Here is a 16,181-nt window from a genome sequence, read left to right on the forward strand (position 1 = left end):
CGGGTACGGCCTAGGGGAGACCCGGGGAAACGGCGGATGGAAGGTGCCTGCCGGGCACCTTCCATCCGTCACGTCGGACGACGGGAGGGCAACGTGCCGGTCAGCAGCGGCAGTCCGGTGGGGCGGACCTCGGTGGAGTACGTCATCGAGACGCACGGACTCACCAAGCGGTACGGGAAGCACCTCGCCGTCGACCGGCTCGACCTCAGCGTCCCCGAAGGCAGCGTCTTCGGGTTCCTCGGGCCGAACGGCTCGGGCAAGACGACCACGATCCGCATGCTGATGGGACTCATCGAGCCGACCGCGGGCCGCGCCCAGGTCCTCGGCCGCCCCATGCCGCGCGCCACGCGCGCCGTGCTCCCGCACGTGGGCGCGCTGATCGAGGGCCCCGCCCTCTACGGCTTCCTCTCGGGCCGCGACAACCTGCTGCGGTACGACTCCGCGGACCCGACCGCCGACCCGCGCACCCGGCGGGCGCGCGCCGAGTCGGCCCTCGACCGGGTCGGCCTCACCGCGGCCGCGGGCAAGAAGGCGAAGGCGTACTCCCTCGGCATGAAGCAGCGGCTCGGGCTCGCGGCGGCCCTGTTGCAGCCCCGCAGGCTCCTCGTCCTGGACGAGCCGACGAACGGGCTCGACCCGCAGGGCATGCGCGAGATCCGCACGCTGGTGCGGGAGCTGGCGGCGGAGGGCACGACCGTCTTCCTCTCCTCGCACCTCCTCGACGAGATCGAGCAGGTCTGCACGCACGCCGCCGTGATGACCCAGGGCCGCCTGATCACCCAGGGCCCGGTCGCCGAACTCGCGGCGGGCGCGCGCGGCAGGCTCGTCGTGACGACACCGGACACGGGCGAGGCCGCCCGCGTCCTGAAGGAGCAGGGCGTGACGGATCTCGTCGTGACGGAGGACCGGGTGAGTGGTGAACCGCCCGGCCAGGACGAGTCCGGGCAGGACGTGGAGCTGGCCGAGCTGACCGCCGCGCTGGTCGGCGCGGGCGTGCGCGTCCGCGGCTTCGGGCTCGAACGGGCCTCGCTGGAGGACGCGTTCGTGGCGCTGACGGGGGAGGGCTTCGATGTCGCGGGCTGAGGCCGCGCAGGTCTCCGGGACGGCGCCCGGGGGCGGCACGCGGGAGACGCGGTGGATCTGGACGTTCGGTCTCTTCCGCAGCGAGCTCGCGATCACCTTCCGCCGCTGGCGGACCCTCGCGCTGCTGGCCGTGCTCGCCGGCGTGCCGATCCTCGTCGGCGTCGCCGTCAAGATCGAGACCAGTGACGGTTCGACGATCGGCGGGGGCGGCGGCGAAGGCGGACCCGCCTTCATCGCGCAGATCACCAACAACGGCCTGTTCCTGGTCTTCACCGCGCTCGCCGCGACCCTGCCGTTCTTCCTGCCGATGGCGATCGGCGTCGTCGCGGGCGACGCGATCGCGGGGGAGGCGAGCGGCGGCACGCTGCGCTACCTGCTGGTCTCGCCCGCGGGGCGGACCCGGCTGCTGCTCACCAAGTACGCGACGACGCTGACGTTCTGCCTGGTCGCGACCCTGGTCGTCGCCGCATCCGCCCTCACGACCGGCGCGCTGCTCTTCCCGCTGGGCGAGGTCACGACGATCTCAGGCACCCGCATCGGCTTCGGCGAAGGGCTGTGGCGGGCCCTGCTGATCGCGGTCGTCGTCGCCGTGTCACTGATCGGCGTGGCGGCGCTCGGCCTGTTCGTGTCGACGCTCACCAGCAGCGGCATCGCGGCGATGGCGACGACCGTCGGGCTGCTGATCACGGTCCAGATCCTCGACCAGATCCCGCAACTGGACGCCCTGCACCCGTACTTCTTCTCGCACTACTGGCTGTCCTTCGCGGACCTGATGCGCGAGCCCGTCTACTGGGACGACATCATCAAGAACCTGCAGATGCAGGGCCTGTACGCGGCCGTGTTCGGCTCGGCGGCGTGGGCGCGGTTCGGGGCGAAGGACATCATGGCGTAGGACCGATCCGTCAGCTGCCGTCGGCCGAGGGTCAGTTGTCGTACGGGTAGCGGGCCACGGGCGGCTCCTGCGCGAAGAACGTCTTGGCGCGCGCCAGGGCCTCGGTGTCCTCCAGTACGTGTCCGGGCCGGGTGCCGTTGCCGAGCAGGACGCCGCCGAAGCGCATGGGGAAGAAGGCCGCGGTGTTGCGCAGCGTCCCGATCAGCGGCTCCGCCACCTCCTCCTCGCGGTGCGCGAGCGCCGTCACGCCCCACAGGGTGCGGCCTTCGAGGGTCTTCTTGAAGTCGGCGTCCGGCGTCTCCAGCCATGCGTCCCAGTAGTCGAGGTAGCGCTTGACGGTGGCCGACAGCGAGTACCAGTACAGCGGCGACGCGATGACGAGGTCCGTGGCGTCCAGCGTGGCGTCCAGGAGCAGCGCCTCGTTGTCGCCGGAGGGGCGGGGGCGGGCGCGCGGGCGGTCGCCGCCGTGGCGCCGGTCCTCGAAGTCGGGCAGCGGGAGATCGGCCAGGTTCAGCCAGCGCTGCTCGACGTCCGGCGGGAGCTGCTCGGCGGCCTTGCGGGCCAGGAGCTCGGTGTTGCCCCCGGGACGCGAACTGCCGAGGACGAAGAGGAACTTGCGGGTCATGGGATCCCCCTGGAATTGCTTGCATGCGGCGATTGCTTGCGCATGCACTATATGCACGCGCAAGCAATCCCGTCCAGGGTTCGCCGGTCCGGGCCCGCGCGGTGGACTACCGGGTCGCGCCCCGCGGGCTGCGGGGATCCGTTCGGCGCTCTGCGGGGAGACCGGTCAGCGGTCTACGAGGACAGCCCCCACACCGCGTACGCGATCGCGTCGCTGTTGCGGTCGAGCGCGGTCTCGTCGATGTTCGACTCCTTGTCGCAGGACGAGTGGTAGCACTTGTCGAACGCCTCGCCCGCCGTGCCGCCCCACTTCTGCGCCTGCTGGGCCGACTTGGTGGTCTCGGCGCCGCTGAACAGGCCGCCGACCGGCACGCCCGCCTGCTGGAAGGGCGCGTGGTCGGAACGGCCGTCGCCCTCGTCGTCCGGCTCCGAGGCGATGTTCAGGCCCGCGTAGTAGTCCTTGAAGGTCTTCTCGATCGTGGGGTCGTCGTCGTAGACGAAGTAGCCCGCGTTCGGGGAGCTGATCATGTCGAAGTTCAGATAGCCGCTGATCTTGTCGCGGTCGGCGCCGGACAGGCCGTCGACGTAGCTGGAGGAGCCGACCAGGCCGATCTCCTCCGCGCCCCACCAGGCGAACCGCAGGTGCTTGGTGGGCTTGTACTGCTCGCGGGCGACGGTGAGCGCGGTCTCCAGGACGGCGGCCGAGCCGGAGCCGTTGTCGTTGATGCCGGGTCCCTCGGAGACGCTGTCGAGGTGGGCGCCGGCCATGACGACCTTGCCGTCGTCGCCGCCCGGCCAGTCGGCGATCAGGTTGTAGCCCGTCTCGCCGCCCGCCGTGAACTCCTGGACGGACGTGGTGAATCCGGCGTCGTCGAGCTTGCCCTTCAGGTAGTCGATCGAGGCCTTGTAGCCGGCGCTTCCGTGGGCGCGGTTGCCGCCGTTGGCGTCCGCGACGCCCTGCAGGCCGGCGAGGTGCGCCTTGACGTTGGCGACGGAGATGTCGGGAGCGGCGGCCGCCTTCGGGGCGGGCGCCGCGGTGGATATCGCGTTGGTGGTGAGGAGTCCGGCGACGGCTATGACTGCGGCCGCGGCGGTCCGTCCGGGAACGGAGAGTTTCATGTGGGGGGCTCCGGTTTCCGTGGCTGACATGCGAGCCCCGAACTCGGATTCAGGATCGGACGCGAACTCGTCCGCGTCGCTCGTGAGTTCGGGGTTGCCTGATGGTGCTGGCGGGGCTGTTGTGACGTCAAGACCGCAAAACGGGCGGGGAGCTCCGCATAGCGTGCGCACGCGCGCGTGGCCGGGGTCTCCTTCGCCCCTTCCTTGGCCCTTCTAGGGGTGTACGTGTACGACCCACCCGGGGGCGTAGGTGCCGGGCACGGGGTGGCGCGGCCAGTCGCGGGCCCAGCGCGGCGGCCCGGCCGCACGGTGGACCAGGGCGGTGGGGCGGCGCGGGTCGGCGGGGTCGCCGGGCGCGCATCCGGCGGCGTACGCGACGGGGATCAGCGAGCTGTTGCCGCGCAGGGCGCAGGGGGCGCGGGCGTCGACGCCGCCGACGCCCTGCCCGTGTAGCACGTCGGCGACCCGCTGCCAGTCGCCTCGGGCGCCCGCCTGGATCCTGGCGTTGCCCTGCACCAGCGGCAGTTGGACGGCGAGGTGCCCGGCGAGGACGAGCCCCAGCGCGGCGAGGCCGGTGCGCGGCCACCGGGAGGAGCGGGCGGCCCCGGCGAGGGCGAGCACGCCGAGGGCCGCGACCGGGGCGAGCAGGGCGTGGGTGGGGAGGAGGAAACGGGGGGCCGCGTAGGGGACGAGGAGGAAGTACGGGAGGGCCATGGCGAGGGCTGCGGCGACGGCCAGGAGGGAGGCGGGGAGGGCTTGGGGGCGGGAGGCGGGGAGGGGGTCCGGCGGGGTTTCGCGGCCGTTGCCGTTGCCGTTGCCGTTGCCGTCGCCCTCGCCGTTGCCGTCGTGGTCGCCATTGCCGTTGCCCCGCCCCGCGCGCCCGCCGGAGCGCCCGCCGCGCCCGCTCCACAGCCCCACCGCCACCAGCAGGGGCAGCAGCAGCCACCACTCCGCCGTCTCGGGCCGCAGGCCGTCGCTGCCGCAGGGGCGGCAGAGCAGCGGGCCGTCCATCACGGTGAGCTGGTGGGCGAAGGAGAGCAGCGGGCGCAGGTCGCCCTGCACCTCGCTGGCCAGGGCCAGCCGTTCGCGGACGCCGCCGAAGCGGACGTACGCCTCGACGATCCACGGCAGCGCACCCGCCACCAGCCCTCCCAGCACGGCCAGGGCGCGGCCCCGGCCGCGCAGGGCCGGTACCAGGGCCACGGCGACGAGCAGGGGGAGGGCGAGGGACGCGCCGTCGTTGGGGCGCATCAGGGTGGCCAGGGCGAGCCCGGCCGCGATTCCGGCGTGGCCGGCCGGGGACGGCGCCGGCCGCAGGAAGAGGCCGACCGCTCCGACGGCGCCCATGGCGGTGTAGTGGTTGGGCATCGCGGCGCTCGCGTAGAACAGCGCGAACCACAGGCTGCCGTACAGGGCGGCGGCGACCGCGGCGGCCACCGGCCGGTGCAGGACGCGCAGCCAGGGCCGGAACCCCAGGTAGAGGGCGGCGGTGGCGAGCAGCGTCAGCCACACCCTCAGCAGGACGACGGAGTCGCTCCAGGCGGCCACGGGCGCGATGAGGACCGGCACGCCCCGGGTGCGGGGCGCGCTGAACGGCGTCGCGGGGGCGTAGGGGGAGTGGCGGCTGGCGTAGACGATCTCGTCCCAGCCCAGGGGCAGGGTGAGCGGGACGACCAGGAGGGACACCCCCGCGAAGGTGCCGCAGGCGGCCAGCAGGAGGCGGTGGGCGCGCGACTGCGGTGCCATACGGGCGGGCCTCCCTCGTCCGACGCCGACGCGACGTCCCGTACGGGGCTCCCGTACAGGGCTCTTGTACGGCGCTCTCGTACAGGGCTCCCCTGCGGACCTCCCGTACAGGTCTCTCGCGCCGGTCTCTCAGCTTGCCCGAGTCCGAGGGAGACCGCCCGTGCCTCCTAGTGGACGCAGAACTCGTTCCCCTCCGGGTCCGTCATGATCACCCACTCGCCGCCGGGCTCCTTGACGTGCTGCTGCACGGCGGCGCCCAGCGCCCGCAGGCGGCCCACCTCGTCGTCACGGTGGCCCGGTGCGGAGTGCACGTCGAGGTGGAGGCGGTTCTTGCCGGTCTTGGCCTCGGGCACGCGCTGGAAGAGGATCCGGCGGCCGAGACCGGTGCCGCTCGCCTCGTCGTACGGGTCCTCGGGGTGCCGGACGGCGATGAGGTCGCGCCAGGCGCGGCGCCCGCGGAACTCGACGGTCGCGGCCTCCGGCGCCGCGCCCAGTTCGAGGAGGCGGGCGATGAGCGCGCTGTTGTCCTCGACCTCGTACCCCAACGTCTCGCCCCAGAAGGCGGCTTGCGCGTGCGGGTCGCCGGCGTCGATGACGAGCTTCCAGTGCAGGGTTGTCATGTAACCAGTTATAGCGGTTACGAGAGGCGGGCGCACGGACTTCCGCCGGATGTGCGCTTGACCGGAACCCTCGCCGTGGCGTCAACGCGCCGCGGCGGTCGCACTCTCCTCCTCGGCGGCGCGCGCGTCGTAGTCGGCCCGGGCCGCGGCGATCTCGTTCTGGTGTTCCTCGGTCCAGGACACCAGGGTCTGGATGGTGTGGTGCAGGGTGCCGCCGAGCGGGGTGAGTTCGTACTCGACCCGGGGCGGCACGACGGGATGCACGGTCCGCTTGACCAGGCCGTCGCGCTCCAGCTGCCGCAGGGTGACCGTCAGCATGCGCTGGCTGATCCCGTCGATCTCGCGGCGCAGCTCCGTGAAGCGCAGGCGGCGGCGGTCCAGGAGCGCGATGACGAGCAGCGACCACTTGTCGGCCACCCGGTCGAGGATCTGCCGCACCTGGCAGTCCTCCCGGGTGTCCCACTGGAAGGGATCGGCCTCGCCGTAGTCCACGGTGCCCGGCAGGTTACTCGGTGACTTTGAAGTGCCTTCTTCCATGGCTCCCGATGCTGCCGCACGATGCCAGTGGTTACAAGAGGGAACCGACCCTCGTACAGGTAACCGGATGCCTGACTCCCCCCGCCCACAAAGGAGTTCCGTCATGCGTGCACGCGCCTGGGCGCTGCTGCTCGTCCTCTGCGGCACGATCTTCCTCGAAGGCATCGACATCGCCATGCTCGCGATCGCGATCCCCGCGATCAGATCCGGCATGGGCCTGTCGACCGGCACGGCGGCCTGGGTCATCAGCGCCTACGTCCTCGGGTACGCGGGCTTCACCCTGCTCGGCGGCCGGGCGGCGGATCTGCTCGGCCGACGGCGGATGTTCCTCGGCTGGCTGGGGGTCTTCATGGTCTTCTCCGGGCTCGGCGGGTTCGCGACCGAGGGCTGGATGCTGGTCGTGGCGCGGTTCGTGACCGGGGTGTCGGCCGCGTTCATGACGCCGGCGGCGATGTCCATCATCACCACCTCGTACGCGGAGGGCCACGACAGGAACCGGGCGTTGCTGATCTTCGCCGGGACGTCCGCGGGCGGCTTCTCGCTCGGCCTGGTCGTCGGCGGGCTGCTCACCGAACTCGGCTGGCGGTGGGTGTTCTTCACGCCGGTGTTCTTCGCGGGCGCGGTGCTCGCGGCGGGGCTCCGGCTCATCCCCAAGGAGGTGCCGGAGCGGGTCGGGGACACGGGTCGGCGCACCGGGGTCGCCGGTCAGCGGGCCGGGGGCGCGGGGCGGCGGTTCGACATGCCGGGGGCGGTCACCGCGGCCGGGGCCATGCTCCTGCTCACCTACGGTGTCGTACGGCTCGAACACGGCCTCGGCGGCTGGCCGTTGACGCTCGGCGCGGCCGTCGCGGGACTGCTCTTGGTCGCCGTCTTCGTCGGGGTCGAGCGGCGTGCGGACGACCCGCTGGTGCGGCTCGGGATCTTCCGCACGGGGTCCGTGACGCGGGCCGGGGCGGGAGCGCTGCTCTACCTCGGCGCCTTCATGGGCTTCCAGTTCGTCCTGACGCTGTACCTCCAGGAGCTGCGCGGCTGGTCGTCCTGGCAGACCGCCGTCGCGATGATCGTGCTGGGCTGCGACGTGTTCCTGTCGCCGACGCTCACCCCGCGCCTGGTCAGGCGGTTCGGCAACGCGCGCGTGATCCTCGGCGGCTTCCTGATGGCGTCCCTGGGGTACGGCCTCTTCCTGCCGATCGGCGCGGACTGGCCGTACGCGGCGATGTTCCCGACCCTGCTCCTCGCGGGCACCGGCTTCGCACTCACGCTCGGACCGCAGATGATCGCGGTGACGGACGGTGTGGCGGAGGAGGAACAGGGCCTGGCGAGCGGACTGCTGCAGACGGCCACGCAGTTCGGCGCCGCGATCGGGATATCGGCCGTGACGGCGGTCTACGGACTGATGTCGGGCGGCGCGCACGGGGGTTCGGGAAGCGGCGGCGCGGCCGGCCGCGCGGCGCCGGGCGATGCGGACCTGTCGGCGTTCCGCGCGGCCCTGGTCGTCCCGGTGGTGATGGCGGTCCTGGGCGCGGTCGTCGCGGGTCTGGGCGTACGCGGGGAGAGGGCAGGCGGGGGAGTCGGCGGGAGGCGGTCCGGCGACGGTCCTGTGGCGGGCAGCGCTCGGCCCGCGACGCTGAGCGCTCCTGGCGTCGAGGCCGTCCGGCCGGTCTGCGAGGCGCGGTGACCGTCCTGAGTGCTCTGGGCGCCGAGGCCGTGGGCGTGCCCGGTCTGCCGGGCTGCTGCGGTGTCCGTCGCGGGGAGCGTTCAGACCGCCGCGCTGAGCGCTCCTGGCGTCGAGGCCGTCCGGCCGGTCTGCGAGGCGCGGTAGCCGTCCTGAGTGCTCTGGGCGCCGAGGCCGTGGGCGTGCCCGGTCTGCCGGGCTGCTGCGGTGTCCGTCGCGGGGAGCGTTCAGACCGCCGCGCTGAGCGACCCCGGCGCCGAGGCCGTCCGGCCCGTCCGCGAGGCGCGGTAGCCGCTCGGTGCGATGCCGCGGATGCGTTTGAACGCGTCGCTGAAGCCGAATCCGTCGGCGTATCCGACCTGTCCGGCCACCGCCGCGACCGTCGCGCCCGGCTCGGTGAGGAGCTCGGCGGCCAGCGTCATCCGCCACTCGGTGAGGTACGCCATCGGGGGCTTGCCCACCAGGTCGGAGAAGTTGCGGGCGAACGACGCGCGGGAGACCCGGGCGTGCGCGGCGAGCGCCGCCACCGTCCAGGGCCGGGCCGGCTCGTCGTGCATGGCGCGCAGGGCGGGCCCGACGATGTCGTCGCCGAGCGCGCGGTACCAGTCGGGCGGGCAGGACTCGGGCAGGTCGAACCAGTCGCGCAGGGTGCAGGCCAGCATCCAGTCGAGCATCCGGTCCCGCACGTACTGGCCGCCCGGCCGGTCGGCGGCCACCTCGGCGGCGATCATCTCCACGATGGGCAGGCACTCCTCGCCGGACGGTACGACGAGCAGCGGAGGCAGCGCGCTGATCAGCCGCCGCCCGGCCGCCCGGTCCAACTGGTAGGTACCGGTGACCAGTTCGCACTCGGCCGCCCCGGGCTCCACCGCGCTCAGGCTGTACGGCGTCGGGGTGCAGACGACCGCGCCGTCCCCCTCGTGCAGCACCCGCGGCGCACCCGGCACCACGCTGATCCGTGCCGCGCCGCGCACCACCGTGACCAGTTCGAGGGCCGCGCCGTCCGCGCACGACATCTCCCAGGGGCCCGCCAGCACGGCACGGTCGAACAGCGCGCCGTCCGCGCGGATCCCTCGCAGCAGATCTCCCAGAGCGTCCATTCCCCCACGGTAGACGGACGCCCATCCGACGAAGACGGCTGCCCATGTCTCCCGTACGGGGAAGGGAGTTGGCTGGAGCCATGACGAACACAGCCCGGACACCAGCTCGGCACACCGCATCCGAATCCCCCATCCTCGTCCTCGGCGCCACCGGCAAGACGGGCCGGCGCCTCGTGCCCCTGCTCCGTGCGGCGGGCCATCCCGTGCGCGCCGCGTCGCGCAGCGCCGAGACGCCCTTCGACTGGACCGACCGTGGTACGTGGGCGCCCGCCCTGGACGGTGTGCGCACCCTGTTCCTGACCGCCCCGACCAGCGCCGATCCGGTCGCCGACTTCGTCGCGCAGGCCGTGGCCGCGGGCGTGCGCCGCTTCGTCGTCCTGTCGGGGCGGGGCGTCCAGATCTACGGCGACCGCTTCGAGCCGGGCATGGCGGAGGCCGAGCGGGCGGTGCGCGAGGCGGACGTCGACTGGACGGTCATCCGCCCCAACAACTTCACGCAGAACTTCGACGAGGACCTCTTCCACGCGCCCCTGCGCACCGGGCGCCTCGCCCTGCCCGTAGGTGACGTCCCGGAGCCGTTCATCGACGTGGACGACATCGCGGAGGTGGCGGCGGCCCTGCTCACCGAGGAGGGGCACACGCACCGCGTCTACGAACTCGCGGGCCCGCGCGCGCTCTCCTTCGCCGAGGCGGTGGCGGAACTGTCCGAGGCGTCCGGGCTCCCGATGCGCTTCGAGCACGTCACGGCGGAGCAGTACGTGGCCGAACTGACCGCGGAGGGCGTCTCCGAGGAAGTCGCCGACGCCCTCGCGTACGTCTTCGTCTTCCTCTCCGAGGGGCACAACGCGGCGCTGACCACGGGCGTCAGGGACGTCCTCGGCCGGGAGCCGCGCGACTTCTCCGTGTACGCGAAGGCGCAGGCCGAGGCGGGTGCCTGGTCCTGACCTCCCCGGCGGGGGCTACCGGGGCGGAGCCTCAGACGGCCGGCTCCTGCGCACCCCGGCCGGGAGCCACCTCACCCGCGGCCACCTCACCCGCGGCCACCTCGCACGCGCCGGCCTCCCTGGCGGCCGCCTCCCTCGCCGTAGCCATCCGTACCGCGTTCCGCCGCCCCGTGCGCAGCGCGTCCCAGGTCAGCAGCGTCAGGGCCAGCCACACCAGAGCGAAGCCCGCCCACCGCTCGGCCGGCATCGCCTCGTGGAAGTAGAGGATCCCGAGCCCGAACTGGAAGACGGGTGCGAGGTACTGCAGCAGCCCCAGCGTGGAGAGCGGCACCCGGATCGCCGCGGCCCCGAAACAGACCAGGGGCGCGGCGGTCACCACGCCGGTGGCGGCGAGCAGCGCCGCGTGCCCGGCGCCCTCGGTGCCGAACACGATGTCGCCCTGCGTGGCCAGCCACGCCAGATAGCCGACGGCGGGCAGGAACTGCACGGCGGTCTCGGCGGCCAGCGACTCCAGGCCGCCGAGGTTGACCTTCTTCTTCACCAGGCCGTACGTGGCGAAGGAGAAGGCGAGGACGAGCGAGATCCACGGCGGCCTGCCGTACCCGAAGGCGAGCACGAGCACCGCCGCGAACCCGATGCCGACGGCCGCCCACTGCACGGGCCGCAGCCGCTCGCCGAGCAGCAGGACGCCCATGGCGATGGTGACCAGCGGGTTGATGAAGTAGCCGAGGGACGCCTCGACGACGTGGCCGGAGTTCACCGACCAGATGTAGACGCCCCAGTTGACGGTGATGACCGCCGCGGCGATCGTCACCAGGCCGAGCCTGCGCGGCTGGCGCAGCAGCTCGCGGGCCCAGTCCCAGCGCCGTACGAAGAGCAGGGCGATGCCGACCACCACGAGGGACCAGGCCATCCGGTGGGCGAGGATCTCGACGGCGCCGGCCGGTTTGAGGAGCGGCCAGAAGAGGGGGACGAGGCCCCACATCCCGTAGGCCGCGAAGCCGTTCAGCAGCCCGACGCGCTGCTCGTTCCTGGTCTTCCCGGCTGCTGCGCCGTCCACGGCCCCTCCTCGGTGCGAGGCAGTCCCATGCTGCCGCACTGAAGGTAGCGCCGCATGCCCCCACCTGTCATGCCCGTTAAGCGAAGACACTCATGACACACTCGCCCGAGCCCATCGATCCCGGCCCGCGCGGTCCGGCCGTCCGGCGCTCGAGGGCGAGCCCGAAGGCGACGGACGACGGCACCCGAAGCTCCCGGGCACCCCGCCGGAAGGGGCTCAGGAGCGGAGCGCCACAGCCACGGCGTCGGCGATCCTCGTGGTGGGCCGCCCGATCAGCCGCGCCAGATCCCCGCTCGTCCCCGCGAGGCGCCCCCGCCCGATCGCCGCGTCCACGTCGACGAGCAGCGCGGCCATCGGCTCCGGCATGCCCGCGCCGGTCAGGACGGCGAGGTGCTGCTCGGCGGTCACGTCCGTGTACGAGATGTCCTTGCCGGTGCGGGCCGCGATCTCGGCCGCGTACTCGGCGAGGCTCCACGCCACGTCGCCGCTCAGCTCGTAGACCTCGCCCTCGTGACCCTCGCCGGTCAGTACGGCGACGGCGGCCGCGGCGTAGTCGGCGCGCGCCGCGGAGGCGATCCGGCCCTCGCCCGCGGAGCCGACGACGGCGCCGTGCGCCAAGACCGGCGCGAGGTGCTCGGTGTAGTTCTCGTGGTACCAGCCGTTGCGCAGGAAGGTGTGCGGCAGGCCGGAGTCGAGGATCAGCCGCTCGGTCACCTTGTGCTCGTCCGCCAGGTCGAAGTCGGCGTCGGGGCCGCCGAGGATGCCCGTGTAGGCGAGGAGCGCGACACCCGCATTCCGGGCGGCGTCGACCACCGCACGGTGCTGCGGCACGCGCCGCCCGACCTCGCTGCCGGAGATCAGCAGGACCCGGTCGCCGGCGGCGAAGGCCCCGTCCAGGGTCTCGGGGGCGCTGTAGTCCGCGATCCGCAGCTCGATGCCGCGCTCCGCGAGGTCCGCGGCCTTCTCCTTGTCGCGCACGACGGCCGCGATCTCCCCTGCGGGGACCTGGGCGGCGAGCAGCCCCTCGATGACGAGGCGGCCGAGGTGTCCGGTGGCTCCGGTGACGACGATGCTCATGTCTGGATGCTCCTGCTGTGTCCGGTGGAAATCAGTGACAAATGCACCTTAGGCAGGAGCGCTAACTTTCTGAAAGTACCCACTTTGAAGTAAGGTACTGGCATGGCCGTAAGCAACTGGAACATCGAGGGCGAGGAGATGTGCCCCCACCGCCTCGTCCTGGAGCACGTCACGAGCCGCTGGGGCGTCCTCGTGCTGATCGCCCTGGAGGAGCGCTCGTACCGGTTCAGCGAACTGCGCCGCGAGATCGGCCGCGTCAGCGAGAAGATGCTGGCCCAGACCCTGCAGACCCTGGAGCGCGACGGCCTGGTGCACCGCGACGCCAAGCCGGTCATCCCGCCCCGCGTCGACTACTCCCTGACCGGGCTCGGGCGCGAGGCCGCGGAGCAGGTCAGGGCGCTCGCGGCCTGGACGGAGCGGCGCATGGACGACGTGCGCAAGGCGCGCCTGGAGTACGACGAGGCCCGGCCCTGACGGATCAGGACCGGGCCTCGGGGAGCGGTCGGGCTAGCCGACGACCGTCCAGGTGTCGCCGCCGGCGAGCAGCGACGCGAGGTCGCCCTTGCCGTTCTGCTCGATGGCGCTGTCGAGCTGGTCGGCCATGAGCGTGTCGTAGACCGGCCGTCCGACGCTGCGCAGGACGCCGATCGGGGTGTGGTGCAGGGTGTCGGGGTCGGCGAGCCGGGACAGCGCGAAGGCCGTGGTCGGCGACGTGGAGTGCGCGTCGTGGACCAGGACGTCGGCCTCGTTCTCCGGCGTGACGGCGACGACCTTCAGGTCACCCGTCACGGCGTCGCGCACGACGCCCTTGGACCCCTCGGCGCCGAACCGGATCGGCTGCCCGTGCTCCAGACGGATCACCGCCTCCTCGGCCTGCTGCTTGTCCTTGAGGACCTCGAAGGCGCCGTCGTTGAAGATGTTGCAGTTCTGGTAGATCTCCACCAGGGCGGTGCCGGGGTGCGCGGCGGCCTCGCGCAGCACCTGCGTGAGGTGCTTGCGGTCGGAGTCCACCGTGCGGGCCACGAAGGACGCCTCGGCGCCGATGGCCAGCGAGACCGGGTTGAAGGGCGCGTCCAGGGAGCCCATCGGCGTCGACTTGGTGATCTTGCCGACCTCGGACGTGGGGCTGTACTGGCCCTTGGTGAGGCCGTAGATCCGGTTGTTGAACAGCAGGATCTTCAGGTTCACGTTGCGGCGCAGGGCGTGGATGAGGTGGTTGCCGCCGATGGAGAGCGCGTCGCCGTCACCGGTGACCACCCACACGCTCAGATCGCGCCGCGAGGAGGCGAGGCCGGTGGCGATGGCCGGGGCGCGGCCGTGGATGGAGTGCATCCCGTACGTGTTCATGTAGTACGGGAAGCGAGAGGAGCAGCCGATGCCCGAGACGAAGACGATGTTCTCCTTCGCCAGTCCGAGCTCGGGCATGAAGCTCTGCACGGCGGCCAGCACGGCGTAGTCACCGCAGCCCGGGCACCAGCGCACCTCCTGGTCGGACTTGAAGTCCTTCATGGACTGCTGGGCCTCGGCCTTGGGCACCAGGGAGAGCGCTTCGATCGTGCTCCCGGTCCCCTCCGGCCCGGCCGTCTTCATGTCAGCCATCGTTGGCCTCCTTGAGAGCCGTGGCGAGCTGCTCGGCCTTGAACGGCATTCCGTTGACCTGGTTGTAGGAGACGGCGTCCACGAGGTAGCGCGCACGGATCAGCGTGGCGAGCTGCCCGAGGTTCATCTCGGGGATCACCACCTTGTCGTAACGCGCGAGGACGTCGCCCAGATTCCGCGGGAACGGGTTGAGATGGCGCAGATGGGCCTGCGCGATGGACTCGCCCGCGGTGCGCAGCCTGCGGACCGCCGCGGTGATCGGCCCGTACGTCGAACCCCAGCCGAGGACGAGCGTGTCGGCGTCCCCGCCGGCGTCGTCGACCTCCAGGTCGGGCACGGTGATCCCGTCGACCTTGGCCTGGCGGGTGCGGACCATGAAGTCGTGGTTGGCCGGGTCGTAGGAGATGTTGCCCGTGCCGTCCTGCTTCTCGATGCCGCCGATGCGGTGCTCAAGGCCCGGCGTGCCCGGGATCGCCCACGGGCGGGCCAGCGTCTGCGGATCCCGCTTGTAGGGCCAGAACACCTCGGTGCCGTCGGCCTCGGTGTGGTTGGGGCCGGAGGTGAACTGCACGCGCAGATCCGGCAGTTCGTCGACCTCGGGGATCCGCCAGGGCTCCGACCCGTTGGCCAGGTAGCCGTCGGAGAGCAGGAACACCGGGGTCCGGTACGTCACCGCGATCCGGGCCGCCTCCAGCGCCGCGTCGAAACAGTCCGCCGGGGTCTTCGGCGCCACGATCGGCACCGGCGCCTCGCCGTTGCGCCCGTACATCGCCTGCAGCAGGTCGGCCTGCTCGGTCTTGGTCGGCAGGCCCGTGCTGGGGCCGCCGCGCTGGATGTCCACGACCAGCAGCGGCAGTTCGAGGCTGACCGCCAGGCCGATGGTCTCCGACTTGAGCGCCACACCGGGACCGGAGGTCGTCGTCACCGCGAGGGACCCGCCGAAGGCGGCGCCCAGGGCGGCGCCGATGCCCGCGATCTCGTCCTCGGCCTGGAACGTGCGGACGCCGAAGTTCTTGTGCCGGGACAGCTCGTGCAGGATGTCCGAGGCCGGGGTGATCGGGTAACTGCCCAGGTAGAGCGGCAGATCCGCCTGGCGGCCCGCCGCGATCAGACCGTACGACAGGGCGAGGTTGCCGGAGATGTTGCGGTAGGTGCCGGTCGCGAACGCCTGGGAGGCGGGGGCGACTTCGTAGGAGACCGCGAAGTCCTCGGTGGTCTCGCCGAAGTTCCACCCCGCGTGGAACGCCGCGATGTTCGCCTCGGCGATCTCCGGGCGCTTGGCGAACTTGGTCCGCAGGAACTTCTCGGTTCCCTCGGTCGGCCGGTGGTACATCCATGACAGGAGGCCGAGCGCGAACATGTTCTTCGAGCGCCCCGCGTCCTTGCGGGAGAGGTCGAAGTCCTTCAGGGCCTCCACCGTCAGGGTGGTCAGCGGCACCGGGTGCACGCTGTAGCCGTCCAGGGAGCCGTCCTCCAGCGGGGAGGTGCCGTAGCCGACCTTCTGCATGGCGCGCTTGGAGAACTCGTCGGTGTTGACGATGACCTCCGCGCCGCGCGGCACGTCCCCGATGTTCGCCTTCAGCGCGGCCGGGTTCATCGCCACCAGGACGTTCGGGGCGTCGCCCGGCGTCAGGATGTCGTGGTCGGCGAAGTGCAGCTGAAAGGAGGAGACGCCCGGCAGGGTGCCGGCCGGCGCGCGGATCTCGGCGGGGAAGTTCGGGAGTGTCGACAGGTCGTTGCCGAAGGACGCCGTCTCGGAGGTGAACCGGTCACCCGTGAGCTGCATGCCGTCTCCGGAGTCACCCGCGAAGCGGATGATCACTCGGTCCAGACGGCGCACATCCTTGTCACCTGCGGGCTTGCGCTGCTCTCCGACGACGGCCCCGTCGGCCTGCTCGGTTTGGCTACTGACCTGGCTGGTCACTGAACTGGACCTCCCTCGAGGCGACTGTGCGGAATCGCCGGGACGACCGGCGCTCCCAAGGTCCACCCTACGTCTGTAAGGGTCGCCTTCCTGGGGTTGCTCGCATTCTGGATGCTTCGATGAGACACCGTGATGCACTGGTTTGTCATGGTTCGCCTCGCCCCCCGGCCCTTCGTGGATG

At 72.1% G+C, this 16,181-nt stretch carries 15 protein-coding genes; 5 read left to right on the plus strand and 10 right to left on the minus strand.

Annotation, left to right across the window (positions count from 1 at the left end; all coding sequences use genetic code 11):
• Nucleotides 1-93: 93 nt before the first annotated feature.
• Both ACZ592_RS05145 and ACZ592_RS05150 read left to right on the plus strand, forming a co-directional pair.
• Complete coding sequence (locus ACZ592_RS05145) at nt 94-1,083, plus strand: ABC transporter ATP-binding protein (protein ID WP_471580155.1); 990 nt, start codon at nt 94-96, stop codon at nt 1,081-1,083.
• Entirely contained in the window at nt 1,070-1,975 is a 906-nt protein-coding gene (locus ACZ592_RS05150; RefSeq protein ID WP_471580156.1) for an ABC transporter permease, read from the plus strand. The genes ACZ592_RS05145 and ACZ592_RS05150 overlap by 14 nt, the downstream gene beginning before the upstream one ends.
• Nucleotides 1,976-2,006: 31 nt before the next feature.
• Here ACZ592_RS05150 and ACZ592_RS05155 read toward each other — a convergent pair whose 3' ends face one another.
• The 5 genes from ACZ592_RS05155 to ACZ592_RS05175 all read right to left on the minus strand — a co-directional run bounded on the left by ACZ592_RS05155 (nt 2,007) and on the right by ACZ592_RS05175 (nt 6,621).
• The gene (locus ACZ592_RS05155; RefSeq protein WP_471580157.1) at nt 2,007-2,600 is read right to left on the minus strand and encodes a flavodoxin family protein; all 594 of its coding nucleotides are present in this window, start codon (nt 2,598-2,600) and stop codon (nt 2,007-2,009) included.
• A 173-nt stretch (nt 2,601-2,773) separates the two neighbouring features.
• Nucleotides 2,774-3,718, minus strand: a complete 945-nt coding sequence (locus ACZ592_RS05160) for a M28 family metallopeptidase (protein ID WP_471580158.1) — start codon at nt 3,716-3,718, stop codon at nt 2,774-2,776.
• A gap of 213 nt (nt 3,719-3,931) precedes the next feature.
• Entirely contained in the window at nt 3,932-5,464 is a 1,533-nt protein-coding gene (locus ACZ592_RS05165; RefSeq protein WP_471580159.1) for a hypothetical protein, read from the minus strand.
• Between the two features lie 167 nt (nt 5,465-5,631).
• The gene (locus ACZ592_RS05170; RefSeq protein ID WP_471580160.1) at nt 5,632-6,084 is read right to left on the minus strand and encodes a VOC family protein; all 453 of its coding nucleotides are present in this window, start codon (nt 6,082-6,084) and stop codon (nt 5,632-5,634) included.
• 81 nt (nt 6,085-6,165) lie between these two features.
• The gene (locus ACZ592_RS05175; protein ID WP_471580161.1) at nt 6,166-6,621 is read right to left on the minus strand and encodes a winged helix-turn-helix transcriptional regulator; all 456 of its coding nucleotides are present in this window, start codon (nt 6,619-6,621) and stop codon (nt 6,166-6,168) included.
• A 103-nt stretch (nt 6,622-6,724) separates the two neighbouring features.
• On the opposite strand from ACZ592_RS05175, the gene ACZ592_RS05180 reads away from it, so the two are divergent.
• The gene (locus tag ACZ592_RS05180; protein WP_471580162.1) at nt 6,725-8,299 is read left to right on the plus strand and encodes an MFS transporter; all 1,575 of its coding nucleotides are present in this window, start codon (nt 6,725-6,727) and stop codon (nt 8,297-8,299) included.
• A 224-nt stretch (nt 8,300-8,523) separates the two neighbouring features.
• On the opposite strand, the gene ACZ592_RS05185 is transcribed toward ACZ592_RS05180, so the two are convergent.
• Nucleotides 8,524-9,396 carry an AraC family transcriptional regulator gene (locus ACZ592_RS05185; RefSeq protein WP_471580163.1) on the minus strand — a complete coding sequence of 291 codons (873 nt, stop codon included), beginning with the start codon at nt 9,394-9,396 and terminating at the stop codon, nt 8,524-8,526.
• Between the two features lie 80 nt (nt 9,397-9,476).
• On the opposite strand from ACZ592_RS05185, the gene ACZ592_RS05190 reads away from it, so the two are divergent.
• Complete coding sequence (locus ACZ592_RS05190) at nt 9,477-10,340, plus strand: NmrA family NAD(P)-binding protein (protein WP_471580164.1); 864 nt, start codon at nt 9,477-9,479, stop codon at nt 10,338-10,340.
• 31 nt (nt 10,341-10,371) lie between these two features.
• Here the strand turns inward: ACZ592_RS05190 and rarD are convergent, their stop codons facing one another.
• Nucleotides 10,372-11,325: an EamA family transporter RarD gene (gene rarD, locus ACZ592_RS05195; RefSeq protein ID WP_471580710.1), complete on the minus strand. Its 954-nt coding sequence runs from the start codon at nt 11,323-11,325 to the stop codon at nt 10,372-10,374.
• 291 nt (nt 11,326-11,616) lie between these two features.
• Nucleotides 11,617-12,477 (minus strand): SDR family oxidoreductase, encoded by an 861-nt coding sequence (locus tag ACZ592_RS05200; RefSeq protein ID WP_471580165.1) that lies wholly within the window; start codon nt 12,475-12,477, stop codon nt 11,617-11,619.
• Nucleotides 12,478-12,579: 102 nt separating this feature from the next.
• Between ACZ592_RS05200 and ACZ592_RS05205 the strand changes: the two genes are divergently transcribed.
• A complete protein-coding gene (locus tag ACZ592_RS05205) occupies nt 12,580-12,951 on the plus strand; it encodes a winged helix-turn-helix transcriptional regulator (RefSeq protein ID WP_471580166.1) in 372 nt (123 codons plus the stop codon).
• 33 nt (nt 12,952-12,984) lie between these two features.
• Here ACZ592_RS05205 and ACZ592_RS05210 read toward each other — a convergent pair whose 3' ends face one another.
• Together ACZ592_RS05210 and ACZ592_RS05215 are read right to left on the minus strand one after the other, a co-directional pair.
• The gene (locus tag ACZ592_RS05210; RefSeq protein ID WP_471580711.1) at nt 12,985-14,067 is read right to left on the minus strand and encodes a 2-oxoacid:ferredoxin oxidoreductase subunit beta; all 1,083 of its coding nucleotides are present in this window, start codon (nt 14,065-14,067) and stop codon (nt 12,985-12,987) included.
• 1 nt (nt 14,068) lies between these two features.
• Complete coding sequence (locus tag ACZ592_RS05215) at nt 14,069-16,000, minus strand: 2-oxoacid:acceptor oxidoreductase subunit alpha (RefSeq protein WP_471580167.1); 1,932 nt, start codon at nt 15,998-16,000, stop codon at nt 14,069-14,071.
• Nucleotides 16,001-16,181: the final 181 nt, after the last annotated feature.

The sequence above is a fragment of the Streptomyces sp. NPDC040622 genome, assembly GCF_055593965.1.